The sequence below is a fragment of the Enterobacter sp. MGH120 genome (genome assembly GCF_001037725.1).
In the GTDB taxonomy this organism is placed as follows: Bacteria; Pseudomonadota; Gammaproteobacteria; order Enterobacterales; family Enterobacteriaceae; genus Enterobacter; species Enterobacter hormaechei_C.
Map to the genome: position 1 here is coordinate 2,170,841 of NZ_KQ089940.1, position 25,228 is coordinate 2,196,068.

Below are 25,228 nucleotides of genomic sequence, written 5' to 3' on the forward strand. Positions count from 1 at the left end.
TGTCATGAAAGCAAGGTGATTTCTGAAAAGAACCCGAGGAAGGAACGATGATAACAGAAAAGCCTCACCGCCCGTATTATCAACAGACCGTTGATGAAACCCTGACAAATATCCAATCCAGCCTCGACGGACTCAGCAGTACAGAAGCGACCGCCAGGCTGGAAAAATACGGCGAAAATGCCTTACCGCAAAAACCGGGTAAACCTGGCTGGCTGCGCTTTCTGGCCCATTTCAACGATGTTCTCATTTACGTTCTTCTGGCGGCGGCGCTGCTGAAGCTGATAATGGGACACTGGGTGGATATGTTTGTCATTCTTGGGGTAGCCATCATTAACGCCCTGATTGGCCATATTCAGGAGAGCAATGCGGAGAAATCGCTGCAAAGTATTCGCAATATGCTCTCCAGCGAGGCTGTGGTCATCCGGCAGGGCAACCATGAAACTATCCCGACGACAGCGCTGGTGCCCGGAGATATCGTCGTGATACGAGCCGGGGATCGCATTCCTGCCGATCTTCGCGTGACAGAGGCGCACAATCTGCGGGTGGAAGAAGCTATTCTCACCGGCGAATCCACGGTAGTGGAGAAAAGCAGCGATGCGCTCCACGGGGAGTTGCCGTTAGGCGACCGTTACAACCTGCTTTATTCTGGCACCACCGTCAGCTCCGGCGCGGGAAAAGGGCTGGTGGTGGCGACTGGTGGGGAGACCGAACTCGGCCATATCAACCAGATGATGTCAGACATTGAAAAACACCGTACCCCGTTGATGGTGCAAATGGACAAGCTCGGCAAGACCATTTTTATCACCATTCTGGTGATGATGCTGGCGCTGTTCGTTTTCAGTCTTATCTTCCGTGATATGCCCGTATCAGAGCTGGTGCTGTCGTTGATTAGCCTTGCGGTAGCGGCGGTGCCGGAAGGATTACCGGCCATTATCTCGATCATCCTCTCGCTGGGCGTGCAGGCGATGGCGCGTCGCAAGGCGATTATTCGCAAGCTGCCTACCGTGGAAACGCTGGGGGCGATGACAGTTATCTGCTCGGATAAAACCGGCACCCTGACCATGAATGAGATGACGGTAAAAGCGGTGATTACCGCGGACACCACCTACCGCGTGGAGGGAGACAGCTACGAGCCGGTGGGTACTATTCACCCCGTTGACGATCCGACACCGGTCACCGTGACCCCGGGATCTGTGCTGGAGCGCTATCTGCGCACCGTCGATCTCTGTAATGACAGCCAGCTGATCAAAGATGAGCAGGGGCTGTGGAAAATCACCGGCGGTCCAACCGAAGGCGCGCTGAAGGTGCTGGCGGCCAAAATCCCGCTTCCGGCAATTGACGCCGAGTTGCGCAGTAAAATCCCATTTGATTCGCAATATAAATACATGTCCACCCTCTATCGCCTGGGCGACGAAGAGGTGATGTTAATCACCGGTGCGCCGGACGTCCTTTTCCGTCTTTGCCAGCACCAGCAGACCCAAAACGGGCTGGAGCCGTTCAACCTGCACTATTGGGAAGAGAAGATTGAAGAGTATGCGCGCGAGGGATTGCGCATGGTGGCTGCGGCCTGGAAACCGGCTGCCAGCGGGCAGCGCGAGCTGACGCATGCGGATCTGCAAGAAGGGGTCATACTGCTCGGCATTGCGGGCATGATGGATCCCCCGCGCCCGGAAGCCATTTCGGCCATTGCCGACTGCTTGCAGGCGGGCATTCGCGTGAAAATGATTACCGGGGATCATCCACAAACGGCGATGAGCATTGGACAGATGCTGGGTATTGGCAACGCGGTGAGCGCCATTACCGGGCGCGAACTGGAGGCGATGGACGACCACCAGCTGAGCGAGGCGGCGCAAAAATACGATATCTTTGCCCGCACCAGCCCGGAAGATAAATTCCGCCTGGTGCAGGCGCTGCAAAGTAAGCAGGAAGTGGTCGGAATGACCGGGGACGGGGTGAACGATGCGCCTGCGCTGAAGCGGGCGGATGTCGGCATCGCGATGGGGATCAAAGGTACTGAAGTCACCAAAGAAGCCGCCGATATGGTGTTAACGGATGATAACTTTGCCACCATTGCCCGGGCGGTCCATGAAGGGCGTCGGGTCTACGACAACCTGAAAAAGACCATTTTGTTCGTTATCCCGAGCAACATCGCCCAGGCCTTACTGATCATTATTGCCCTGCTGGCGGGGAACCTGATCCCATTAACGCCGGTACTGATCCTGTGGATGAACATGGCAACCTCGGCAACGCTGTCGTTTGGCCTGGCGTTTGAAGCGGGTGAGAAGGACATCATGAACCGGCCGCCGCGTAAGTCTAACCTGCATGTGATGGACGGTTATGCCATCTGGCGAGTGGTGTTTGTCGGCCTGATGATTGCCATCAGCGCCTTTGTGCTGGAGGCCTGGCTGCAACCACGCGGCTACTCACCGGAGTTCATCCGCACCGTGTTGCTGCAAACGCTGGTCACCGCCCAGTGGTTTTACATGCTCAACTGCCGCGTCACCGACGGCTTCTCCCTGAGTAAAGGTCTGCTGGCTAACAAGGGGATATGGATCGTGAGCGGCGTACTTCTGGCCCTTCAGCTTCTGATCATCTATGCGCCGTTCATGCAAATGCTGTTCGGTACCGAAGCGCTACCGTTCCGCTACTGGATCATTACCTTCCTGATTGGGTTTGCGATGTTCATGATTGTTGAAGCAGAAAAAGTCCTTACCCGGAGATGGCGCACGACGAAAAGATGACTGAATGAGTAGGCTAAGCCTGCCCACCGGCAGGCTTTCTCTTTGACTGAGTACAGAACACTATGATTCGATTTGCCTCGTTCGTTTTTACGCTTGGTATTCTGGTTCCCGCTGCATCTGCTGTAACCTACCCCCTCCCTCCCGAGGGCAGCCGTCTGGTGGGGGCGCCGATCACCATCACCGTGCCTGAGGGCAATACTCTGCCGCTCGAAGCGTTTGCAGCGCAGCACGGACAGGGGTTGAGCAATATGCTGGAAGCCAACCCGGGGGTGGATCCGTTTTTACCGCGAGCCGGAACACAGCTGGTGGTACCCCAGCAGCTTATTCTGCCGCCAACGGTGCGCGAGGGGATTGTGGTGAACGTCGCGGAAATGCGACTTTACTATTATCCACCCGGCAGCAACACGGTTGAGGTGCTGCCTATTGGCATCGGTCAGGCCGGGCGCGAAACGCCGCGTAACTGGGTAACCGCCGTTGAGCGCAAACAGGAAGGCCCAACCTGGTCACCCACGCCAAATACGCGACGCGCTTACGCGAAAGAGGGGAAAACGTTGCCTGCGTTCGTTCCCGCCGGGCCGGATAATCCGATGGGGCTGTATGCCCTCTATATCGGCAGGCTGTACGCGATCCACGGTACCAACTCAAATTTCGGCATTGGTCTGCGCGTCAGCCAGGGCTGCATTCGCCTGCGTAATAACGATATCAAATACCTGTTCGATAACGTTTCGGTGGGGACGCGGGTACAGCTTATCGATCAGCCCGTAAAAGTGACTACCGAGCCGGACGGTAGCCGTTGGGTAGAGGTTCACGAGCCGCTTTCACGCAATCGCGCGGAATTTGAATCGACAAATAAGGTGCCGCTACCCATTTCGGCCACGCAAAGGACGCAGCTGATAAATGAAGGGGCGGGCGCTGAGCTGGAACGGCGGTCGGGGATGCCGGTGAAGCTTGCTATGCCCGGTGGCGCTGCGCTTACCGGGCCTACAGGACCGTAGGTCGGGTAAGGCGAAGCCGCCACCCGACAATTTTACCGAACGCAGAATGTAGGTCGGGTAAGCGCAGCGCCACCCGACAAACTGACCGAACGCAGAAAAGCAAAAAGCCTGCTTTAAAAGCAGGCTTTTCAAATTTGGCTCCTCTGACTGGACTCGAACCAGTGACATACGGATTAACAGTCCGCCGTTCTACCGACTGAACTACAGAGGAATCGTGTGAACGGGGCGCATATTATCGACCTGCGTACGCCTTGTCAAAGGATGGATCGCCGACTTTGAACTGTTTGCTGACAAAACCAGCAAAGTGACGTTTTTGCCAACGGAATGCACCATTATTGTGCAGATATACCCCGAATGGGGCAGATCGGAAACCGTTGTCCTCGACTCAAAACAGGCACCAGTGATTGGCTTTCCTTATTTTCAGCCGCTTAGCAGCGACATACACCCGCTGCAAAAAACTGGCATCCATATTGCAAAACCTGTTTAACAACACAGCCGTTACCGGCACGCTATTTTCGAACAGGGGGCAACATGAACTTAAGACGACTGAAATACTTCGTAAAAATCGTCGATATCGGCAGCCTGACCCAGGCGGCTGAAGTGCTGCATATCGCGCAGCCTGCGCTGAGCCAGCAGGTCGCGACTCTGGAAGGCGAAATGGACCAGCAACTGTTGATCCGCACCAAGCGCGGCGTAACGCCTACCGAAGCGGGAAAAATTTTATATACCCATGCCCGCACGATCCTGCGTCAGTGTGAACAGGCGCAGCTTGCCGTGCACAATGTGGGTCAGACCCTGAGCGGCCATGTCTCCATTGGCCTGGCGCCGGGAACGGCCGCATCGTCTGTCACCATGCCACTGCTTCAGGCGGTGCGCGCGGAGCTACCGGAAGTGCTGGTTTATCTGCATGAGAACAGTGGTTCCGTGCTCAATGACAAACTGCTCAACGGTCAGCTGGATATGGCGGTGCTGTACGATCGCTCCCCGGTTGCCGGGATCACCAGCCAGCCGCTGCTGAAGGAAGATCTTTACCTGGTCGGTACCCGTGATTGTCCCGGTCAGAGCATTGATTTAACCGCTGTGGCAGAGATGAACCTGTTCCTGCCGCGCGACTACAGTGCCGTGCGCGTGCGCGTTGACGAAGCGTTCTCGCTGCGCCGTCTGACGGCGAAAATTATCGGCGAGATTGATTCCATCTCCACGTTGACTGCCGCCATTGCCAGCGGCATGGGGGTAACGGTTCTGCCCGAGTCTGCCGCACGTTCACTGTGCAGCGCGGCGAACGGCTGGATGGCCCGCATCACCACGCCATCCATGAGCTTACCGCTGTCGTTGAATATGTCCGCGCGCGGCTCCCTGTCACCGCAGGCGCAGGCGGTGAAAGAGATCCTGATGTCTCTGGTCAGTAAGCCGTCCCTGGAAAATCGCGAGCTACAACTCGTCAGCTGATATTCCAAATAAGCATAAGATGCTGGTTTTTATTATTTGTTCTCCAGCCCGGCTGACTCTAACAATAGTCTTATGTCAGATGCGCCGGAGTGAATTGTGAATTTCCAGCAACTTAAAATTATTCGTGAGGCGGCCAGGCGGGATTACAACCTGACCGAAGTCGCCAATATGCTTTACACCTCTCAGTCGGGCGTCAGCCGACATATCCGCGAGCTGGAGGAGGAGTTAGGCATTGAGATTTTTATCCGTCGCGGCAAGCGCCTGCTGGGTATGACCGAGCCAGGCAAGGCATTGCTGACCATCGCTGAGCGCATTCTCAACGAGGCCAGCAACGTTCGTCGGCTGGCGGATCTCTTTACCAACGACGCTTCGGGTGTGCTGACTATCGCCACCACCCATACGCAGGCGCGTTACAGCCTTCCGACGGTTATCAAAGCATTTCGTGAGATCTTCCCTGACGTACGTCTCGAACTGATCCAGGGCACGCCGCAGGAAATTGAGGTGCTGCTGCATAACGGCGGGGCCGATATCGGTATCGCCAGTGAACGTCTGAGCAACGACCCGCTGCTGGTGGCGTTCCCGTGGTTCCGCTGGCACCACAGCCTGCTGTTACCCGCCGATCACCCGCTGAATCAGGTTTCGCCGTTGACGCTGGAAGAGATCGTCAAATGGCCGCTTATCACCTACCGGCAGGGCATTACCGGGCGTTCGCGCATAGATGAAGCGTTCAAGCGTAAAGGGCTCACGCTGGACGTGGTGCTGAGCGCGCAGGATTCCGACGTGATCAAAACCTACGTCGAGTTAGGGCTGGGGATTGGCCTGGTGGCCGAGCAGTCTGGCGGAGAATATGAGGCTGGTAATCTGGTGCGTCTGGATACACGTCATCTGTTCGATGCGAACACCGTCTGGCTCGGGCTGAAGCGCGGGCAGCTTCAGCGTAACTATGTGTGGCGTTTTATCGAGCTGTGCAATGCGGGGCTCTCTGTAGATGAGATCAAACGCCAGGTGATGGAGCCGGAAGAGGTGGCGATTGATTATCAGATTTAGTTTTTGCCCGGCGGCGCATTGTCTGCCGGGAACGGTAAGAGTGGCTCTAAGTCTTCCTGGGTGATACGTGTACCGGGTTAAATAAAATAATGCCATCCATAAATGAATGGCATTATTATTTTATTTCTTAATGGCTAATTCCTTTTAGACATATTTAAAAAGTGTATCCGGCAGTTAAATAGTAGGCCCACCCCGTAGAGTCTATACGGGTGATCTGCCCTTTGCTATTATATGCTTTACTGCCTTCTTCAAATTGCCCACCATGATAGAAATAACGAAGGGTGGCGCCATAGCTCCAGTGAGAGTAAACTAAGCTGAGGATATGGGTAGAAACTATTGAATCATTAGTACGGGAGTAAAAGGGTTGCTCGCCACCTGATTCGTCTTTTAAGTCTGAGCCAAAATCAAAATTGGTGAAACCGATGTAATTTAGCTTGCCGCCAAACAGTGTAGTTAAAGGAATAGCATATTTTAATTTAAAGCGATATCCATCCCATTCGTTTTCGTTGGCGACGTTATAATTATTCCCCTGGTATTTAGCGTAGATGTTTGCAGATAAAGTCATCGGTAATCCCGTATCAATATCCGTCCCAATTCCCATATACCAGGTACTTTGACGCTGTCCTTCGTTAGTACCCGCATCATAAATATAGTTGTGAGCAAAATACCATTCTTTAAATGGACCAACGCTCAGATCAAGTCCCGTTAATTTACCGATACTAAAACGTGGCTCTATTTCTGTAAAGAATGGCGAGCCATTGTCCCAAATACCAATGTCGTTGTCATTTCCCAAACCAAAAAATTTAGGTAAATCCGCATAGCCGTAAAAATCAAACCAATCCACATGTGCCCACGCACGGTATTCTGGATAGAGATCGGACCTTTTTTGTGGCCCAAAGCGAGTAGAGTTGCTGCCGACTATATTAATGCTTTGATGCCACCAGTCTGATAGATATTCATTATTACCAGAGTCCGCAAACGCAATCATGGGGAGCATTATCAATGCGCCTGGTAAAAGATATTTCATTTTTTTCATGCGTGTATTTCCTTTAATGGGAGTATGTTGAAAAGCGAGTGGTATTTAAAATACATGTCAGTATTTAATCACTTCTTGTTTAATTCATTTTGCTGCGCTTACATCAGTCACCCTCATTTCATGATCGGGTTTAACTGGGCTATGCGCCTTCACATAATCAATAATTGAATCGGCAGAGGTAGTGCTGTTAATAGTTTTAATATTTTTCCCTTTTAAAAATGCTTCAAATCCATCGCCACCTGTCGCACAAAATGAGTGTGTAGCAACCCGATATATCCTGGTCGGATCTATGGGTTGATTATTGACAGTGAATTTAATGAGACGTTTGCCCAGCGGTTTTGTACTGTCATAGACAACATGAACGCTTTTTGATACTTGCAAAATACCATTGGTGAGATTAGTCGCATGGATCATTAAATCGGTGAGATCTTTTCCGGTAAGATCCATTTCAACCAGGTCATTATTAAACGGGAAGGTGGTAATAACATCGCCGTAGGTTAAATTTCCCTGTGGGAAATCAGCACGTATCCCTCCGCTGTTTTGTAATCCAACGACGGCATCCGGCACTTTTGCCATCATGGCATCAATTATCAAATTACCGACGGGTGATGATTCCCCATATGAACGCGTAAAGTGCGCCGTTGTCGAACCAATAACCTGGCCAGTGATTTTTTTCAGACTGGCATTCCACTCATCAATTTTAAGCTGTACTTTTGGATCAGGTTTATATTCATCAGAAAATACAGTGATTAATTCACCTTTGTAACGCTCAATTTTCTTCGTCTGAGGGTTAAAATCCAATACTAATTTACCAATGTCAGTACCATAGGCATCCGTTGAAACAATGAGAGTGTCATTAACTTTAATCGGTTCTGGCGTCCCTACATGGGCATGGCCTGTGATTAATACATCAATACCCTTAAATTTCTTCGCGGTATCGATATCAGCTTGTAGCATTCTGGCTACGTCTTTGTTTCCATAGCTTGACTGGCGCGCTGGCGTACCTTCATGAATAAGCAGCACGATGATATCCACTTTACCTTTTAAGGCATCAAGCCCTTTTTGAATATAAGGCTCTTCATCACGCGCCTCTGAACCAGCGTAAGCCTTAGCTGCAATCGTGTCATAAAATGCAAATTTCTGATGTACCCCGATTACGCCAATTTTGATGCCATCTTTTTCGACAACCGTCCAGGGGGTATTCCAGACGGGCTTTTCACTGTTGGTATAAAAAACATTACCTAACAAAATGGGGAAGTGTGCTCTTGATAACTGCTTAACCATGTTATCAACGCCATAGTCAAATTCGTGGTTTCCCACTGACACAGCATCAAAGGGCATGGTGTTCATGATATCAATAATGGCTTCGCCTTTGGTCAGGGTACTTATATAGGGCCCGGTAAAGTAATCACCTGCATCAAAGAAAAAAACATCTTTACTTATTTTCTTAGCATCATTGACGATGGTCGCTATATTCGCAAAACCTCCTACCAGACGTTCTTTGTCAATGGTGGGTAGTTTCCCAGGAGAGACATGAGCATGTAGATCGTTGGTATAGTAAATTGTTACATCTTTTGCATGAACTGAGGCGGTTAACGTTGCGAACCAACATAACGTAATCAGGCTCAGCTTTATATTTTTCTTCATAATCAATTCCCTTGAAAAAATAATAGCTTGAAAAGGGTCCATGTAGAGGTATGAACCCTTAAACGTTTATTTTATTTCAATGCATTCATCACCAATGCGGCGCCAAAAGCCTGTATGGTAAGAACCTTTACTTTTTCACATCAGCAACGCGCATGCCGTTGAGCTGCTCATCCGTAATAGTGTTGCCCGCTTTGAAGTAATCGATCACGGCATTAGAAACGTAGTAACCGCCTGTTGTATTACGCGCTTTACCCTCGGTAAAGGTGGTAAAACCATCGCCGCCGTCAGCAAGGAAGCTCTGAGTGGCAATGTGGTAGACTGTCGCATCCTCAATCGGCTTGCCATTAAGGGTAAATACGACGACCCGCTGACCGATTGGTTTACTGCTGTCATACTTCACCTCCAGGCCTTTTGAAACCTGCAAGACGCCATTACTTAAACTTGCGGCATGTTCCATCAACGTGCGTAATTGTTTACCCGTAAGATCCATTGTGGCCAGCTCGTTAGGGAAGGGGAACGTACTGATGACGTCACCCATCGTAATTGCGCCCGACGGGATCTCATTGCGAATGCCGCCCGAGTTGGTCAAGGCTAGCTGAGTATTTTTACCCGCAGCCACCAGTAGAGCGTCCGCAGCCAGATTACCCAGCGGGGCTGATTCACCATACGCGCGCGTCAACTCAACCGGCGACTGCGCCACCGTTTGTTGAACTACTTTATCCAGTTTCTTATTCCAGCCGTCTATAACCTGTTTCGTTTGCGGATCGGGCTTCCACTCATCGGCGTAAATGGTTTTAAGCTCAAAATTTTTCATCGTAAACTGATGCGGCTTCGTGTAGTCCAGTACCAGTTTCCCCACATCAATGCCGCCGCTGTCGGTCGAGAGGATCAGCGTATTGCCAACTTTAATCGGTTCCGGCGTACCGACATGCGCATGTCCCGTAATCAGAATATCCAGACCTTTCACCTGGCTTGCAGTTTGAATATCTTTATCCAGTGCACGTCGTACGTCGGTCCCTCCCATACTGGACTGACGCGCCGGTGTACCTTCATGGACCAGCAATACGGTCAGGTCGACTTTGCCTTTCAGTTCATCCAGATAGCGCTGTAACCACTTAATTTCATCCCGCGCTTCAATGCCTACGCGCGTTGCCGCGGAGACGGTATCATTGAAGGCAAACACGCCGTGCAAACCAATGACGCCAATTTTCACGCCATCTTTTTCGACGATGGTATAAGGTTTATCCCAGAATAATTTGCTGCTGTTCTCATAGAATATGTTGCCCTGTACGACAGGGAATTTCGCCTGGCTTAGCTGTAATAATGTATTATCCCAGCCATGATCAAATTCATGATTACCTATCGTTACAACATCAAACGACATGGTATTCATAATATCAATAATTGCTTTTCCCTTCGTTAAGCTACTAATATAAGGGCCAGTGAAATAGTCACCTGCATCAAAAAACCATGTCGCTTTACTTTTTGATTTTTCCTCTTTTACCAGAGTAGTGATATTCGCCCAGCCACCAATATCCCGTTTGCCGTCAGCAATCCATGGCACTTTATAAGGTTCTACATGAGCATGGAGATCATTGGTATAAAGGATGGTGACATCCTTAGCGCAGGCCCAAAATGGTAGCGTCGTCAGAATACCCGCAGCGATTAACTTTATCTTCATAAGTCGTTCCTTTCAGTCATATAAAGATTCGCTACTTTACGTTCTGAAAGGATTTTTTATGCGAACCTGCTCACACACTTATGCAAGAGTTATGCGGCAAAATCACCGACCCATTCAAATCGTTGGTGATTAATATTGATTCTGTTTACGATTAATACCTGTAAATCGTTTGGTTGCCGTAATTTAGGGCTGCCAGTCTCAGCATCTGAAGATTACAGTTGGCCAGACTACAGGCTGGGATATCCAGCATTGCACTGCCGGGCATGTGGGAGTTATCCCCCTCTGTTTAATGAACAACAATTTAATGAATGGCTTTTTTCTTGCTTAAGCGCCTATGCCTTAGAAAACGGTTATTTTTGCCCTGAATGTTATTGCGCGAAAACTATTTGTTATGGTTATAACCCACGGGGGACACAGCGCGTTCAGTGCCGCGCCTGCAAAAAAGTCTGGACACCCAAACAGCAAAAGCAAAGAAAAATAGTGTCTCCAGAACGTATTGAAACTGTGTCACTGGTTGTACCGTTCCAGGGGAGAATTGCAGAACAGAAATTGTATGTCCTGATCAGTTTTGATGCCATTCGCGGTAATATTATTCATCTCTCCACTAATTTTACTGAGCATCAAAGTGGGGAAACATTACGTTATCACTGGAAGGGAAATATCGAGCCTGATTTGCAACACGCTGATATTGTAAAACGCGTTGATATGCGAGAGACACAGTTTCTGCGCCGGAGCCAGTTCGATGAAATACAGTATGGAAGCGCGGCTCTGAAATGTAACGCCAGAGGTTCGATTGTGCGCCCGGTGATAGCGGCTCACGGGCATTTTCGAATACTGAATCTCCTCTTTCCTGAGGTAAAGATGCATGTTATTTCACACGAATGTTTTCTTCGGGGAGCAGTCATTACCGCCTGGGCAAATTTGTTTCGCCTGGGGCAAGGTGAAATGTGGTTTATAGAAGAAGAAATCAACGATAATGATAGTGATATACCCTGGAATTTTCAGAGAACGTCACAGCATGGCTGGTGGCAAAGTCAGTGGCAGCTTTGGGAGCAGGGAAGAAACCGTAAGATGGTTTGCTCATTAACAGGGGGGGATAGCAGTAACGCTAAAAGGCTCTCTTTAACGGCCAGCAGGTGCTTTATCAACTGGCTATATAAACAAACGCATTTTAGTCGCAGCGCGCAACTATCCGCAGGGCGGGTGACGCAAATACTACTTTCCCTGGCGCAAGACTATAACGATAAATTTACATTAGCGCCTTCAGGTATGAATAATGGCTCAATCTTTTCGGCGATGAAGTCATGACCTGTGCGCTTCGTATATAGCATCAAGGGGTCATGGCTCGACATGACCCCCTATTAACATATGCAGTGATCAATTGCATCTGTTCCAGATTGTTACATCATTTGATTAATTTGCATAAATAGATGCCGCAGTGATGACGTCAGTAAGCTCCGTTTCATTAAATAATCTTGCACGGTAGGCCTCCCCAGGGTATTGAGGAGCGCCATCAGATAAAGAAATCACATCATAGATAGAGGCAACCATATTACCGTCTACGTCACTGATAAAGAATGAGCGCGCATGGCAGGTAAAAATAGTGAAATAATCACCATGATCAAACACGCCTCCCATAAAGTCGGTCCATTGGAGGATAGGCGTCGTTGGGAGTTCAACAGGCGCATGAATCTCAACAGCGGTGCCTGCTGCTAAGTCGACCGCATAGAACAGAATGCGGGCTGGATCTGTTTGATAGGGGTCCGACGTCGCTGCGTCATTTATCGGACGAATAACGGGGTTGCCATTTTCATCTACGCAAGATCGGTTATCGAACACTGATAAGACAAATTTTCCTGCGGTAGGATCGATACTGGCAGAAAAAGCACTATTATTCGTAATGCACACCGTATGGGCACCATTTTCAAAATGAGTAATACCCGAATTATCAATATGAATAGTCGCTTGTTTTGCCGGGAACTGAGGGTTGAAATTACCTGTGTCGATTGCCCACAAGATACTGCCATCAACGATAGAGATACCAAAAGTTGTACTCGTTGTGCGAGAATGGACAATAATGGCTTCTTCGTTATTTGGGCTGCTTGCAATCCATGTAAGAGAGTTAAAATGGACATCATTAGGCGTATTGTTATTCAGAATTTGAGAACCACTATATTCGCTGGTATAGTTTTTCGCCCAAATCATTTTCCCTGTCTGATCGTTAAATTTCAGAACCAGCGCATCTTGCGCCATCGTGTTGGTTAGTCGGTTAGGGCTATCGGTGCCAAACATATAAATGTCGCCCGCGGAGTCCCAGACTACATCATGAGTATTTGCATAGTGATTGCCATCAGCATCACGCATGTCGAATTCAAGGACGACATTGCCCATGATATCAATTTTGAAAAAGCGACGGCCGTACCACGCCATATCTTCGTCGCTGCCGGTATAGAGGTAGCCATTGTGGATCCGCAGCGGTTGGAGATGATAAACCGATAAGAAGTTAAAACGCAGGTCACCATTTTGGTCATAACCTCGGCCAGTGGATTCCATTAACCAACTGTTTCCCCATACAGAGGTAAATAGTGCAGGATCGGTTTGCTCAATATCGAGGTGGAAGATGACAGATGTATCATATTCCTGATCTTCTGTACTGATGATAAATGGCTGATTGAAAACTTCAGTACCCGTGTCATCCTTAAATACGACCTGCACACTGTTTGCATATTGCGCATAAAGACCAATAACAGGGATTTTAATGGTTTGAGTAACACCATAAATGAGATCCGATGTATAGGTAAAATCTACGCTGGTTGGACTGGTCGTCCTTTTTGTAACAGTGTAAGAATAACTTACCGGGGTATCTGAGGTAAAATAAAGGTATGCAGCGAGCTGGTTGTCGGCTGGTGCAAGTTCAGTTTTAATATAAGTAATTGTCATGATGGTATTCCTTTTATTTCATTCAATAAGATATATGGTTTTTTTGTCAGCGCAATTAAGCATCGCCTGTATAAATAACGAGTAAATAAACGCCTGACGGATAATTTTGTGCTGTGATAATTAAAAGCGATTTTGTATTCTCATTCTCCTATTATAAAATTTATGTAAAAAGAACATGGTTAATCATCCGGAAAATAACGATGCGCTGTATTCTCTGCGGAAATATACATGTCAAAAGTGTTAGGTTCTATTCAGGATACATCTTTCGTGATAGCTGAAAATGAACGCCATCCTTTATTTCCGTCCAGTTGCCACCCCACTCAATATCAACTGATAACTCCTTAGCGGCCTGAAAAACAGCCGTTGCAATTGTCTGATAATGTTTAAAATCCCATGAAACGGTACCGTTGATGACCGCGAATACATCGACGGCGTGCCCCGTTAAATGCCTGCTTTTAGACGTTAAGGATTTCCCTGATGCTAATAGCTCAAGCTGTCGTTTTTGGTTTCTTACCCCTTCAGAAATACCGAAGTCAACAGGCGATAATTTCAATGCTTTTCTCATCACCTCCGAAAGATCTTTATGTACTCCTTTAAGGTTCTTTTCAGTCTTTCTACTAAATTCATGATTTATCATTACTATCTCCAGAGATTTTCTTCCAGTAATAATTAAGAGCAACAACACCCATTGCACCTGATATACCGCTGACTGCAAGTGAAGTATGAAATACTGAACCAAGGCTTTGTGACATCAACCCAGCAAGTACACCGGTAAATCCTGATACAATAATTTGTGCTAACGCAGAAAATAAACTTCTTCCCGACTGGCCAGACTTAACGTCAAGGAGATATCTGACAAGTCCTCCCCACGCGCCAAATAATATTATGTAAAGCCAGCTAAAAAATGCATTTGATGATGGGTCTTTCCATGGCAAAGCAATTACCTCCATAGGGTATATAAGTAAAAAACTTTAGCTCTTGATGAGATTATTTTTCCTGGTCTAACGATTTGCTTTTGCTATGCGGTAAATAATAAACGTTGAGCAATCCCGTTTTGTGATGAATATCACACGGAATGTAATTAATAGTTTTTGCCGATCGATATTTGATGAATGATAGTTATGTGTTATTAATATTAATGATTCTATTTATTAGTGGAATATATAACAGGGACAGGTGAGGAGGTGGGGGTAAACACTAAAACGGCAACGGGCGCCGTCCTGCATTTCTCATGCGCTGAAAAGCAAAAAGCCTGCTTTAAAAGCAGGCTTTTCAAATTTGGCTCCTCTGACTGGACTCGAACCAGTGACATACGGATTAACAGTCCGCCGTTCTACCGACTGAACTACAGAGGAATCGTGTGAACGAGGCGCATATTATCGACCTGCGTGCGCCTTGTCAAAGGGGAAAACATCGTTTTTGTTCGTTTGCCGAGAATTTCAGCAAACCGATGATTTAATAGCAAATTTGCTTTCAAATTGCACAGCAAAATGCGCCGCCCGCAGGCGGCGCGCAGGATCAGAACAGAACGGAGTAGTTCAGGCCAAACGTACGTCCACGGCCTTTATAAGTATAAAGACCCGGTGAGCCATAGGTTGGGCTATACAGCCCCGGTGCGCGCTGGCCCCAGGCGGTGGTGTAGTCTTTGTCCAGCAGGTTTTCCACGCTGAAGCTGACTTTGCCCACCGGCAGGGCGTAGCTGCCCAGGAAATCAACGGTATTATAGCCATCAATCTTCTTACCGTCGGCGTCAGACACGTCGAAGGTTTGTGTGCTCTGCACGCGCAGGGCCCAGTCGCCCGGCGCCCAGTTAACCCATGCGCTGGCTTTAGACGGGCTGGCGCTGTCGACCGTCAGCTTCTCCCATTTCCCGTTTTCACGCGTTTCGGACTTGATGGCGTTAAAGTTCGCCCCGGTGCTCCAGTCGCTGTCGGTGAAGAAATAGTCCACCTGGCCTTCAACCCCGTAGATACGACGTTTGTCGTCCTCCAGGTTGATGGTCATGTCGCTCTTGTTGATGGTGATGGTTTTATCCGAGAGCGAGTAGTACGCCGCCACCTGGGTACGCAGGTTATCGCCGGTGAAGCGCCAGCCCAGCTCGTAGGCATTGACCTTAATACCGTCCAGCGTTGAGTCGTTCACGTTGACGCTGTTTTGCAGGCGATAGTGACCATCGACCAGCTGATAGGTGCCGGAGCCGTAGTACTTCGCCAGGTCCGGGATCTCGAAGCCCTGGGAGAAGTTAAACCACAGCTGCTGCTGTTCGGTAAGACGTCCAAGGATCCCGGCGTTAAACAGGAAGTTGTTGTAGTCGGTTTTCCCGCCCGGCACCGCGTCAGCGGAGGTCGCTTTGCCCGTGGCGATTGCCTGCTGCTGGGCGTAGCCGACAAAATCGTCCACCTTGTTTTCGGTGTACTGGTAACGCACGCCGCCGCTCAGGGTGATGGCGTCAATGTCATAGCTGGCTTGCAGGAACGGCGCGAGGTTGGTAATGCTGTAACCCGGATAACGGCCCACGTTGTAGGCATTGTCCAGCTCCATGCCGCCGCTCGCCGCCGCTTTGCTCAAGTCAAAGAACTGCTGGTTGGCATCGAATGTTTCGTGGTCGGCATCCACACCCCAGGTGAGGGTCAGGTCGTCCATCGGCTTGCTGTTTAGCGTCAGCTTGCCGCCGTAAAAATCGGTTTTCTGCTGGGACGCGCCAATGCTGGTCACCGCGCCTTTGCTCAGCGTCGGGAACGGGTAGTAGGTCAGGCTCTCGTCACGGTAGTAAATCTGCGCAACCAGATCCTGACCCCAGAAATCGGTGTTCGAGTATTGCAGGTTGATCAGGTGACGCTCTGTGCCCGGGATACGGTCAGAGTTCAGGTTATCTTTATTATAGGCTTTGGCATCGCCCGTGACCGCAGCGAAATTCTCCCCAAGGAACAGGCCGTGCTTGCCGTCGGATTCGCTCTTGTAGTACTGCGTGGTTAACTGGAGCTGCTGATGATCGTCGATGTTGATGGTGCCTGTCCCCATCACGTCGATACGGTCGGAATACTGCAAGCCGGTCTGGGTGTTATCGATAATCACCTCGTCGCCGTTGCCGTCATACCAGCCGCCGTAGCGCTGATAGGAGACCGACAGACGGCCAGAGGCGTTGTCATTGCCGCCGCTCACGGCTGCGGAGACGTTCTCATCATGGTCGTTATGGCTGTTAAACCCGCTTTTTGCCCCGGTCTGGAATTCCACTTCGGTCTCCGGCTGGCCTTTTTTGGTGACGATGTTCACCAGACCGCCGGTACTGCCGCCGCCGTACAGCGAGGTGGCGCCGGAGATCACTTCGATGCGGTCAATGTTGAACGGATCGATAGAGTCGAGCTGGCGGCTGTCGCTGCGGGAAGAGTTCAGACGTACGCCGTCCACCATCACCATCATGGAGCGACCGCGCAGGTTCATGCCGTAGTTGGTACGTCCCTGGCTGCTGACGTCCATGCCGGGGATCAGCTGGGCCAGCACGTCTTTAATCTCTTTCCCGCCCTGAACCTGCTGCTCAATTTCCGCCCGCTCAATAACCCAGGTGGTTTGCGCCATCTCTGCCACGCTGCGATGTGCCCGGCTGGCGGAGACCACAATATCTTCTTCCTTTTGTTCTTCCGCCCACGCAGAGGTAGAAAGCATGGCAAGCAAGCACGGATTTAAAACCCAAAGATGAGAACGTTTCATTGTTATGTTGATCCTGAATGTGTGTGTCAGTACTCGGTGGTCTTCATTAATGTTTTAAAAACCTGGCTGCTCTCCGGGCTGGTGGTGCTCCGCCAGTGGATCACGCCGGGGGTGGTTGCCAGCTCAAACGGCTCGTCATCGTGAGCGCGATTCAAAATTCGCGCCGCGCGCCAGGCCATCAGGCTGAGCTGGGGTTCGGCAATACCGAGACGGTGCATCCCGGCATTGACGGCAAACAGGCGGTTGCTCTGCGGGCCGTCCCATTCAAGGGTGAAATCGTTGTTGATGCAGAAGGCTTCATTCTCATCCAGACGCAGTCGGGAAGAGAGCGGGGCGAGAAACGCGGGCTGCACGGCGCGGTAGCCGGTGGCGAAAATCACCACGTCGCTCTCCAGCTGTTCGCGCCCGCCGTCCAGGTGATGCTGGATGCTGAGGCGATGTCCGGTTTCCTGGCGCGTCAGCGCCGTCACCGAGCGGGACGGCATCAGATGCGCCCAGGGTTTTTCGCGCAGCACTTCGAAGCGGTGATACATGGCGCGATAGATGGCCAGCAGCGACTCCGTGGTGATCCCGTCGGAGGTCATCTTCTGCTCCTGCAACATCTGACGTCGGGCGTCGTCACCAAAGGTCGAGAAGCTGTCCACGTACTCCGGCGTGAAATACTCGTTAGCAAACGCGGCTTCATCCAGCGCGTTGTAGTTGTTGCGGCGCGACACCCAGTTGAGGCTCAGCGGCTGCCCCCATTCCCCACGGAAGATATTTAAAAACAGATCCGCACCGCTCTGGCCGCCGCCGACGACGGTGACGCGCTTGCCCGCTAAATCCGGCGTGCGCAGCATCATTTCGCTGGCGTGGAAGCAGGTGTCGTCCTGCGCGGTGACGCAGTCTGGGAGATTGATCTGCTTCCCAATCCCCACGCAGACGTGGCGCGCCAGGAAGCGATCCCGCTGGGTCACGACCTCAAACAGGCCGTTTTGCTCATCAAAGCTGACCTGCTGTACCTGCTGGCTGAAGGCCAGGTTAGTGAGGTTATCCGCCGCCCAGCACAGGTAGTCGGCAAACTCCTCGCGCGACACGGTGCGCTGCTCGGTGGTGAGGAAACGGTAGAACTTTTTGCGCTGTACCAGATAGTTCAGAAAGCTGTGGCGGTTGGTAGGCTCCACGGCGCTGACCAGATCCTTCAGGAAGCTGGTCTGCATATGGCAGTCCGGCACCATCATCCCCGGGTGCCAGGAGAAGTGCGGCTTGCGTTCAAGAAACAGCGAGCTAAAACCGTCCAGCCCCTCTGCCAGCGCGGCAATACTGAGGTTGAACGGACCGATACCAATGCCGATGAAATCATAGGTTTTCATTGCGCTGACTCCTGGGAGACCAGAAAAAGAGGGTTATCAAGATCGCAGACGTAGTTCGGCAGCATGCGGCTGCCGCCGTCGTGTTCAGAGAAGGTCAGTTTGACCGGGTTGAGGATCACGCGAATAATCTGCGGCTTAAACAGGTCGAATTTGGCGAAGCGCGCCGCAAGATCCGGATGGGCGGCCATATAGCGACGTAACACCAGCGCCAGGATCTGATAGAAGCGGGTTTCGCTCACGCCGCATTGCAGGGTGAGGCGGGATATAAAGCGCAGTACCGTGACAAAGTTGCCGGTTTGCAGGTCGTGGATGATGTAATCCGCGCTGAGGCGCGCCGTCACCGCTTTTACCTGCTCCGGCAGGCTCTGCATCTGCGGGAAATCTTCATCCACCAGGCGCATGTCGCCCTGGAAATCCTTCAGCAAAATGCGCTGCGGAACGTAATCTTTCATCACCAGCGTGACGTTCTGGCCGTGGGCGATGAGCGCCACCCCGTAGCGGCAGAGCAGGTGGTAGAAGGGGATCACCGTCGCCTCAAACAGCTTTTCCAGCCATGCGTCAGCGGTTAACCCCGAGCGTTTTATCCACGCGTCAATCAGCGGGCGCCCCTGGTTATCGGTTTCCATCAGCGCCGCCATCAGCACCGCCTGTTCGCCATCCTGTAAATAGCAGGATGGGTTCTCGCGCCAGATCACCCCCAGCATCTCCTGATAGCGGTACGGCGCCTCAGGCAATGCGGCATAACCCGGATGCGACAGATATCCGGCTGCGGGTTCGCCAAGCACCTGCGCCCCGGAGTGAATCAGCGTGGCATCGCTGGCGAACTGCTGCTGTAGCCAGCGCGAGGCCAGCGGACCGGCGGCGATATACTTGCCCGGAATACCGCGATAGCAGGAGGTGTTGTAGATAGTCAGCGGCAGCTTGATGTCATACGGCGCGCGACGGCTGGCGTTGGTCAGCGTGCGCAGGGACTGCTGCGCCAGATACTCATCGCCGAACTCACCCAGCTCTACCATCTCACCGCGCGCGAGCTGCGCCAGGAAATGAATGGCAATTTTTTGCTGCCACTGCCACGGGTGCAGCGGCACCGGCAGCCAGCTGTCGTCCAGATCCAGCTCCTGCCAGCGGGCGTCGAACCGCTCGCGCTCGGCATCGTCCATGGCGCTGGAGAGCAGGGCGTTAATATCGCAATCGGCGTCGCTGCTCCAGACCAGACGCTCGCGCTGCACGGCGACCCAGTGCAGGCGGAAACGCCCGCGATATTCCGGCGCGTACAGGCGCAGGGCATCCAGCCCCCAGCCGCGGCGTCCCTTGTTGAAAATAAACTTCGGGTGACCGCGCATCAGGCACTGTAGTTCGTCCGGGTCGAGGTGGATCAGCGCATCGGCATCCAGCGTTTCACGCGCCTGCAACAGCTGCATGTCACCCCGCAGCGTGGCGTAGAGATCTTCCATGTGCTCCGCCGTTTGCGCGTCGCTCATCTCCAGCACGGTGGCCAGTTGCAGCAGCGCGTTTTCCGCTTCGACCGCCGCGCCGCTGGTGGTGGTCAGGGTATCAGGGTCAATATGCAGCCAGCCCCATATCCCACGCGTGGCGCGAAACTGCCAGCACGCGTTGCCTATACTGATGCGCCAGTTGTCCGCCGAAACCGGCTCGGCGCGCAGGGTGCGTTCATATTCCAGTTCGGCGAGGATCTTCGCCACCATCTCGCGGTTCACTTTCTGCCAGAGTGCGTTCACAGTTCCACCTCGTGGAAGAAGTGATGACGCTCGCTCATGATCAGACGGGAGCGTTTGTGCGGGAAGTCGAACTCTTTCACCGTGTCGAAACCGGCGGACGCCAGATGGCGGAACAGACGCTGGTTGTCGAAGCGCGGCTCGGCGACAATGCGCGTGGTGCGCGGTTCATCGAGATACAGATAGTGGCTCAGGCCGCGCAGCCAGCTGCGGATGTATTGCGCGCCGCGCCAGTTTTCTTCACCCACCAGCATGTGCAGCCCGCGGTCAAACGGCTGCCAGCGGTAGTGGCGGCCAATGCGATCTTCTGCCGCCCAGTAGAGTTCAAAATAGCCGAACGGCTGATCGTCAAAGCAGCCGATCACCGGGTAACAATAGGTCGAGTCGAGCTGGCGACGCAGGTAGTTCTCCTGCTCGGCCTGCGGTCCCGCCATCTCCCAGAAAGCGTTCACGCGCGGGTTATTCATCCAGCGGGTAAAGCGCTCGCCGTCCTGGGCCACATCGGCCACGCGGAAGCTCAGGGTGCGTTTAATTTGCGGATCGTAACGGCGATACACCTCACCCTGCGGGCGGCGAGGGCGCAGCGGGAAGTACAGCTGACGGCTTTCGTCAAACTGCATTCCGCCGCTCGCCTGCGGACGTTCGCCTTTCAGCCACAGCGGCAGCTGCCAGAAGTTTTCACGCGCCAGATAATCCCCGTGAACGAGGCTAAACAGTGCCTGCGCCTGAGGTTCATCCTGCCAGGCTGCCCACGGCAGGGTAATGCCGGTCAGGGCGGGCGCGGCAACAAACAGCTGGTCGAGGGCGTCCACCAGCCAGCCGTCCGGGAGCCCGGTCAGCCGCTCCAGCACCGCGCTGCCGTCGAGACCCAGCGTCAGCGGCAGGTTTTGTTCCGTGACCGTGCAGCGAAAGCCGTAGCCGGAATGGACGATATTCGCGTTTGCCATCACGCCTTCTCCTTATAAAACGGGTTGCTAAAGTCGAAATAGATCACCGCCGGATCGACGATGGTGTTTTCGTTGCGATCGTGCAGGTAGCAGAAGAAGTTGCCTTTGCAGTTCCAGGTCGGGCTGTCGAGCACGTAATCGAGGCAGCGGGTCTGCTTCGCCGTGGTGCGCAGTTCGGCCAGCGCGTCACGCACGCGGGACATCAGGTTCTCTTCGCTGTCGAAACCGGCGGCGGCGAGCGCGGCGGTGACGGCAAGGGTAGAGTTCAGCAGCAGGTAATAAGGGAAGTAGCGCAGCAGCTGGCTCTCACCGAAGCGGTTTTCCACCTCGGTTTCACCTGCCTCTTTCAGCCACGCGTCGGCCCCTTCGGTCCAGGCGCTGCCCTGGCAGTCGCGGTAGATCAGCCCAACGGGGAAATCCTGCTGCATCTCAACGAGGATATTTTGCTGGTGCGCCAGCAGGACCAGACCGTAGTCCGCCTCGGCGCTGAACAGCGGAAGCAATACCCGGTCGCAGTAAGCGTCCAGCCAGCAGCGCGCGGCCTGGGCGAGCGGGAGATCCAGACGCTGGCTCAGACGACGCACCGCCGCGGCGAGCAGGCTGTCGCCGCCGTCCGGCGCGGCCTGGGTCAGGCTCACCAGCACGTTGGTTTGCGTTTCAGGGGTATCGAACAGCAGGTTGACGCGCAGGGCCATCAGGCTCTCTTCCTGAATGACGCCGTGCTCATCGCGCAGCCCCGCCCAGCCATCCTCCTGCATCACGCGCATGGTCGGGTAGCGCGCCTGGAGTTCCTGCCAGCGTGCCGTTTTCGCCAGCCGTGCCAGGCGCATGCCGCGCTTAACCTCTTTCACCGACAGCGTGCGCACGGAGTTGGTCAGCCGCACGCTCAGGGAAAACTTAATCATGTCGCTGTTGGTTTCGCTGTACAGCGAGCGGGAAGAGCTGGTGGGCAGCCATTGCGCACCGGCTTCGCCCAGATCGCGCAGGGCGCCTTTTTCTACCAGACGCTGGCACCAGTCCTGCTCCAGCAGATAGTCGGCCTGCCACGGGTGCATCGGCAGCAGCCAGCAGGTGTCGGTGAAGTGACCGAGAAGGGCCGGCGCGCTCTGCGCTGCAAAGCGCAGCAGACGTTCCCGCAGGGAGACATTCAGGCTGTCGCCGGTAATCAGCTCATGCTCAACCGCAAACCAGCGCAGCGGGAAGCGGGAGGCGAAATCCGGCAGATAGCGACGCGCCTCGGCCTCGTTGAACGGCTCGTGCGACTTTGGGGCAGGATGAAAAGCATGGCCGACCAGCAGCGCCTGTTCCGCTTCGGCAAACGTCAGCGGCTTATCGCGCAGGTTTGCCCAGTTGTGGCGTAAATCAATGGCCTGCCAGGTGTGCGTATGGCTTTCCAGGACGCGCTGCTTAAAGCGAGCCAGCGTATCGGCATCCAGCTCGCCTTTTACCGTCTCTTTTTGAAGAATGAAATCAATCAGTTGATGAAATGTGACCGTGTCACCGCCGTCGCTGTCGGCCTGAATCAGCGTTGCCGGAAAACGATACTGGTGATGCTGCGTGGGGGAGAAATAGCGTACCGGAACCCGAATGGCCTGGGTTGGGGAGAGCGGGATATGAATCTGTGATAACTCATCCGCACGGGTTGCGGGAAGATAATGCCAGTCCTTCGTTTCGCGCAGCAGCGCGTTCAAAAAACACTGGGCCGCAACATCTGTACCGGCGGAGCGGGGCAGAGTACGCATAGTTGTACCTCATTCCATGACTGATAATAATTCTCGTTATGATATTCATTCTGTTTACAGTGGCAACTATTTTTGCAATATTTGTTTTCATAAACTTCATAATTTCCACACATTTATTGACATTATCTTCACAATTTTATGCGCACCCGTACTGAGAATCTCACTGACGTTGTGACCCCTAAAACTAACTGGCCCCTGGCACTGGGCGCCGGTTTATTAGGTATTGGGCAAAACGGTTTGCTGGTTATGCTGCCGCAGCTGGTCTCCCTGACCGGACTGTCGCTCTCCGTCTGGGCCGGGCTGCTGATGTTCGGCTCGATGCTCTTTTTACCCGCATCGCCCTGGTGGGGACGCCAGAGCGAGCGGCACGGCTGTAAGATCGTTATGCTGGCCTCGCTGGGAGGCTATCTGGCGAGCTTTGTCGTGATGGCGCTGGTGGTGTGGGCGATGGCGAACGGCGCGCTGAATGCTCTCTGGGGAATGGCAGGCCTGGTGCTGTCGCGCATGCTGTACGGCCTGACGGTATCAGGGCTGGTGCCTGCGGCCCAGACGTGGGCCATTCAACGCGCGGGGCTGGATAAAAGGATGGCGGCGCTGGCGACGATAAGCTCTGGCCTTAGCTGCGGGCGTCTGCTGGGACCGCCCCTGGCCGCGCTGATGCTCAGCGTCAGCCCGGTCGCACCGCTCTGGCTGATGGCGCTGGCGCCGTTTATCGCGCTGCTGCTGGTGCTGCGCGAAGCCGCCGATCCCCCGCTGCCGCCAGTGGCGCACCAGTCGACGCGGTTACAGGCCTCCATGCTGCCTTTCCTGGTGCTGGCACTGCTGCTGGCGGCGCTGGTCAGCCTGATGCAGCTTGGTTTATCGCCGCATCTTCACCCGTTATTTAATGGCGATGCCGTGCAAATCAGCCATCATGTCGCGCTGCTGCTGAGCCTGGCCGCGCTGGCGACCCTGGCGGCGCAGTTTCTGGTGGTACGCCCGCAGCATTTTACCCCGAGAGTTTTACTCTTAATTGCCGCGGTCTTGATGGTGGCGGGTCTTGGGCTGATGTGTCTCGCCAGTTTAGCCCTGTTCTACGTGGGAATTGTCATCACTTCGCTGGGGGCCGCCATGGCAACGCCGGGATACCAGCTTTTGCTCAACGATCGGCTGACGACGGGCAAAGGCGCAGGGGTGATCGCCACCAGCCATACGCTGGGGTACGGGGCCAGCGCGCTGCTGGTACCCGTGGTGACGCGCTTTTACGGTGAGCAGTTTTTGATTACTGCCGCATGGGGAATGGCGCTGCTGTTTCTCGCGGTGAGCGTGTGGGTACGATCGACCGATCGTACCTCTGCTGAACATTAGTGGAACGGATGAGAGGATGTGCTGGCTGCGTCCTCACTTTGCCGCAGACGCTGGAGCGGATCCTGCTGATAAAACTGGCAAAAACGCTGCCACAGCGCCGGGAAGCGCGGAGCGAAAAGCTCAGGTGCGCTAAAGAAATACTCGGACAGTACCGCAAAACACTCGGCGGGATCGGTCGCGGCATAGGCATCAATGCTGGCCGCGCTTTCACCCACCAGGTCTATCTCATCCTGAATGTTTTCCATCGCCGCGTGCAGGTCGTGCTCCCATCCCGCGACTTCACGCAGCGGGATCAGCGGCACGCCGCTGGCGCGATCGCCGTTGCGGGTATCCAGCTTATGCGCCACTTCGTGAATGATCAGGTTGAAGCCCGAGGCATCGAACGAGTCCTGAATATCCAGCCAGTTGAGGATGATTGGCCCTTGCTGCCAGCTTTGCCCGGACTGCACCATACGCTGGTTGTGCACCAGCCCGATGTCATCCTCCCACTCATCATCGACGATAAACGGCGCCGGGTAGATCAGCACTTCGTGGAAGCCATCCAGCCATTCGATACCCAGCTCCAGCACCGGCAAGCAGAAGAGCAGGGCGATGCGGGAATTTTTAAGCGGATCCAGTTCGAAGCCCTGTAGCGGTACCAGCCGTTTTTGCTGTAAAAAACGCTCGGCCAGCTGAATCAGCTTTGATTGCTCTTCAGGCAAGAGATTCGCCAGCACGGGGATCGCCAGAGCCTCATCCCAGGGCAGCGCCATATTTCGACCAGCGTCGTTCGTTTTCCAGGGCCACTTAATCATCGCTTTGCTCGTTACTCGCACGTGAACAAAATGGAAAGGTCAGGGGCTGTTAGCATGCCAACATAC

The 25,228-nt window shown here is 53.0% G+C and carries 18 protein-coding genes and 2 tRNA genes; 6 read left to right on the plus strand and 14 right to left on the minus strand.

Going from position 1 to position 25,228, the window contains the following annotated elements; translation table 11 throughout:
* The first annotated feature begins 47 nt into the window (after positions 1 to 47).
* A complete protein-coding gene (locus tag SK54_RS10200; RefSeq protein WP_048219822.1) occupies positions 48 to 2,741 on the plus strand; it encodes a cation-transporting P-type ATPase in 2,694 nt (897 codons plus the stop codon).
* Between the two features lie 62 nt (positions 2,742 to 2,803).
* Positions 2,804 to 3,736, plus strand: a complete 933-nt coding sequence (ldtA, locus tag SK54_RS10205; protein ID WP_045341307.1) for a L,D-transpeptidase — start codon at positions 2,804 to 2,806, stop codon at positions 3,734 to 3,736.
* 135 nt (positions 3,737 to 3,871) lie between these two features.
* Here the strand turns inward: ldtA and SK54_RS10210 are convergent.
* Positions 3,872 to 3,947 (minus strand) — tRNA-Asn (locus SK54_RS10210).
* A gap of 320 nt (positions 3,948 to 4,267) precedes the next feature.
* On the opposite strand from SK54_RS10210, the gene nac reads away from it, so the two are divergent.
* A complete protein-coding gene (nac, locus tag SK54_RS10215; RefSeq protein ID WP_003859531.1) occupies positions 4,268 to 5,185 on the plus strand; it encodes a nitrogen assimilation transcriptional regulator NAC in 918 nt (305 codons plus the stop codon).
* Between the two features lie 96 nt (positions 5,186 to 5,281).
* A complete protein-coding gene (gene cbl, locus SK54_RS10220) occupies positions 5,282 to 6,232 on the plus strand; it encodes an HTH-type transcriptional regulator Cbl (RefSeq protein WP_048247119.1) in 951 nt (316 codons plus the stop codon).
* Between the two features lie 154 nt (positions 6,233 to 6,386).
* On the opposite strand, the gene SK54_RS10225 is transcribed toward cbl, so the two are convergent.
* The 3 genes from SK54_RS10225 to SK54_RS10235 all read right to left on the minus strand — a co-directional run bounded on the left by SK54_RS10225 (position 6,387) and on the right by SK54_RS10235 (position 10,596).
* Positions 6,387 to 7,268 carry a nucleoside-specific channel-forming protein Tsx gene (locus SK54_RS10225; protein ID WP_048247124.1) on the minus strand — a complete coding sequence of 294 codons (882 nt, stop codon included), beginning with the start codon at positions 7,266 to 7,268 and terminating at the stop codon, positions 6,387 to 6,389.
* Between the two features lie 84 nt (positions 7,269 to 7,352).
* Positions 7,353 to 8,915: a bifunctional metallophosphatase/5'-nucleotidase gene (locus SK54_RS10230; RefSeq protein WP_048247126.1), complete on the minus strand. Its 1,563-nt coding sequence runs from the start codon at positions 8,913 to 8,915 to the stop codon at positions 7,353 to 7,355.
* Positions 8,916 to 9,042: 127 nt separating this feature from the next.
* On the minus strand, positions 9,043 to 10,596 hold the full coding sequence (locus tag SK54_RS10235; RefSeq protein ID WP_032648835.1) for a bifunctional metallophosphatase/5'-nucleotidase: 1,554 nt from the start codon (positions 10,594 to 10,596) through the stop codon (positions 9,043 to 9,045).
* A 132-nt stretch (positions 10,597 to 10,728) separates the two neighbouring features.
* Here SK54_RS10235 and SK54_RS10240 point away from each other — a divergent pair, with 132 nt between their 5' ends.
* The gene (locus SK54_RS10240) at positions 10,729 to 11,904 is read left to right on the plus strand and encodes a cytoplasmic protein (protein WP_127341046.1); all 1,176 of its coding nucleotides are present in this window, start codon (positions 10,729 to 10,731) and stop codon (positions 11,902 to 11,904) included.
* A 105-nt stretch (positions 11,905 to 12,009) separates the two neighbouring features.
* On the opposite strand, the gene SK54_RS10245 is transcribed toward SK54_RS10240, so the two are convergent.
* From SK54_RS10245 to SK54_RS10280, 9 genes are all read right to left on the minus strand, one after another.
* Positions 12,010 to 13,536 (minus strand): aryl-sulfate sulfotransferase, encoded by a 1,527-nt coding sequence (locus tag SK54_RS10245; RefSeq protein WP_023294976.1) that lies wholly within the window; start codon positions 13,534 to 13,536, stop codon positions 12,010 to 12,012.
* A gap of 247 nt (positions 13,537 to 13,783) precedes the next feature.
* A complete protein-coding gene (locus SK54_RS10250) occupies positions 13,784 to 14,173 on the minus strand; it encodes a M15 family metallopeptidase (protein WP_032654154.1) in 390 nt (129 codons plus the stop codon).
* A complete protein-coding gene (locus tag SK54_RS21910) occupies positions 14,160 to 14,486 on the minus strand; it encodes a phage holin family protein (RefSeq protein ID WP_017693121.1) in 327 nt (108 codons plus the stop codon). Before SK54_RS21910 ends, SK54_RS10250 begins: the two co-directional genes overlap by 14 nt.
* A 329-nt stretch (positions 14,487 to 14,815) precedes the next feature.
* A tRNA-Asn gene (locus tag SK54_RS10255) sits at positions 14,816 to 14,891 on the minus strand.
* A 163-nt stretch (positions 14,892 to 15,054) separates the two neighbouring features.
* Positions 15,055 to 17,244 carry a TonB-dependent siderophore receptor gene (locus tag SK54_RS10260; RefSeq protein ID WP_032654151.1) on the minus strand — a complete coding sequence of 730 codons (2,190 nt, stop codon included), beginning with the start codon at positions 17,242 to 17,244 and terminating at the stop codon, positions 15,055 to 15,057.
* A 26-nt stretch (positions 17,245 to 17,270) separates the two neighbouring features.
* Positions 17,271 to 18,596: a lysine N(6)-hydroxylase/L-ornithine N(5)-oxygenase family protein gene (locus SK54_RS10265; protein ID WP_048247129.1), complete on the minus strand. Its 1,326-nt coding sequence runs from the start codon at positions 18,594 to 18,596 to the stop codon at positions 17,271 to 17,273.
* Entirely contained in the window at positions 18,593 to 20,335 is a 1,743-nt protein-coding gene (iucC, locus tag SK54_RS10270) for an IucA/IucC family protein (RefSeq protein ID WP_048219835.1), read from the minus strand. Before iucC ends, SK54_RS10265 begins: the two co-directional genes overlap by 4 nt.
* Positions 20,332 to 21,279, minus strand: a complete 948-nt coding sequence (locus SK54_RS10275) for a GNAT family N-acetyltransferase (protein WP_047728033.1) — start codon at positions 21,277 to 21,279, stop codon at positions 20,332 to 20,334. Before SK54_RS10275 ends, iucC begins: the two co-directional genes overlap by 4 nt.
* Complete coding sequence (locus SK54_RS10280) at positions 21,279 to 23,021, minus strand: IucA/IucC family protein (protein ID WP_047728034.1); 1,743 nt, start codon at positions 23,019 to 23,021, stop codon at positions 21,279 to 21,281. Before SK54_RS10280 ends, SK54_RS10275 begins: the two co-directional genes overlap by 1 nt.
* A gap of 138 nt (positions 23,022 to 23,159) precedes the next feature.
* Here SK54_RS10280 and SK54_RS10285 point away from each other — a divergent pair, with 138 nt between their 5' ends.
* On the plus strand, positions 23,160 to 24,368 hold the full coding sequence (locus SK54_RS10285) for an MFS transporter (RefSeq protein WP_047728036.1): 1,209 nt from the start codon (positions 23,160 to 23,162) through the stop codon (positions 24,366 to 24,368).
* On the opposite strand, the gene mtfA is transcribed toward SK54_RS10285, so the two are convergent.
* Complete coding sequence (gene mtfA / locus SK54_RS10290; RefSeq protein ID WP_003859539.1) at positions 24,365 to 25,162, minus strand: DgsA anti-repressor MtfA; 798 nt, start codon at positions 25,160 to 25,162, stop codon at positions 24,365 to 24,367. The genes SK54_RS10285 and mtfA overlap by 4 nt on opposite strands.
* Positions 25,163 to 25,228: the final 66 nt, after the last annotated feature.

What these genes read in the sequence shown, in the direction of transcription:
- SK54_RS10200 (WP_048219822.1), top strand. Translation starts at nt 48, where the DNA reads ATGATAACAGAAAAGCCTCACCGCCCGTATTATCAACAGACCGTTGAT.
- ldtA (WP_045341307.1), top strand. Translation starts at nt 2,804, where the DNA reads ATGATTCGATTTGCCTCGTTCGTTTTTACGCTTGGTATTCTGGTTCCC.
- nac (WP_003859531.1), top strand. Translation starts at nt 4,268, where the DNA reads ATGAACTTAAGACGACTGAAATACTTCGTAAAAATCGTCGATATCGGC.
- SK54_RS10225 (WP_048247124.1), bottom strand. Translation starts at nt 7,268, where the DNA reads ATGAAAAAAATGAAATATCTTTTACCAGGCGCATTGATAATGCTCCCC.
- SK54_RS10230 (WP_048247126.1), bottom strand. Translation starts at nt 8,915, where the DNA reads ATGAAGAAAAATATAAAGCTGAGCCTGATTACGTTATGTTGGTTCGCA.
- SK54_RS10235 (WP_032648835.1), bottom strand. Translation starts at nt 10,596, where the DNA reads ATGAAGATAAAGTTAATCGCTGCGGGTATTCTGACGACGCTACCATTT.
- SK54_RS10245 (WP_023294976.1), bottom strand. Translation starts at nt 13,536, where the DNA reads ATGACAATTACTTATATTAAAACTGAACTTGCACCAGCCGACAACCAG.
- SK54_RS10250 (WP_032654154.1), bottom strand. Translation starts at nt 14,173, where the DNA reads ATGATAAATCATGAATTTAGTAGAAAGACTGAAAAGAACCTTAAAGGA.
- SK54_RS21910 (WP_017693121.1), bottom strand. Translation starts at nt 14,486, where the DNA reads ATGGAGGTAATTGCTTTGCCATGGAAAGACCCATCATCAAATGCATTT.
- SK54_RS10260 (WP_032654151.1), bottom strand. Translation starts at nt 17,244, where the DNA reads ATGAAACGTTCTCATCTTTGGGTTTTAAATCCGTGCTTGCTTGCCATG.
- SK54_RS10265 (WP_048247129.1), bottom strand. Translation starts at nt 18,596, where the DNA reads ATGAAAACCTATGATTTCATCGGCATTGGTATCGGTCCGTTCAACCTC.
- SK54_RS10275 (WP_047728033.1), bottom strand. Translation starts at nt 21,279, where the DNA reads ATGGCAAACGCGAATATCGTCCATTCCGGCTACGGCTTTCGCTGCACG.
- SK54_RS10280 (WP_047728034.1), bottom strand. Translation starts at nt 23,021, where the DNA reads ATGCGTACTCTGCCCCGCTCCGCCGGTACAGATGTTGCGGCCCAGTGT.
- SK54_RS10285 (WP_047728036.1), top strand. Translation starts at nt 23,160, where the DNA reads ATGCGCACCCGTACTGAGAATCTCACTGACGTTGTGACCCCTAAAACT.
- mtfA (WP_003859539.1), bottom strand. Translation starts at nt 25,162, where the DNA reads ATGATTAAGTGGCCCTGGAAAACGAACGACGCTGGTCGAAATATGGCG.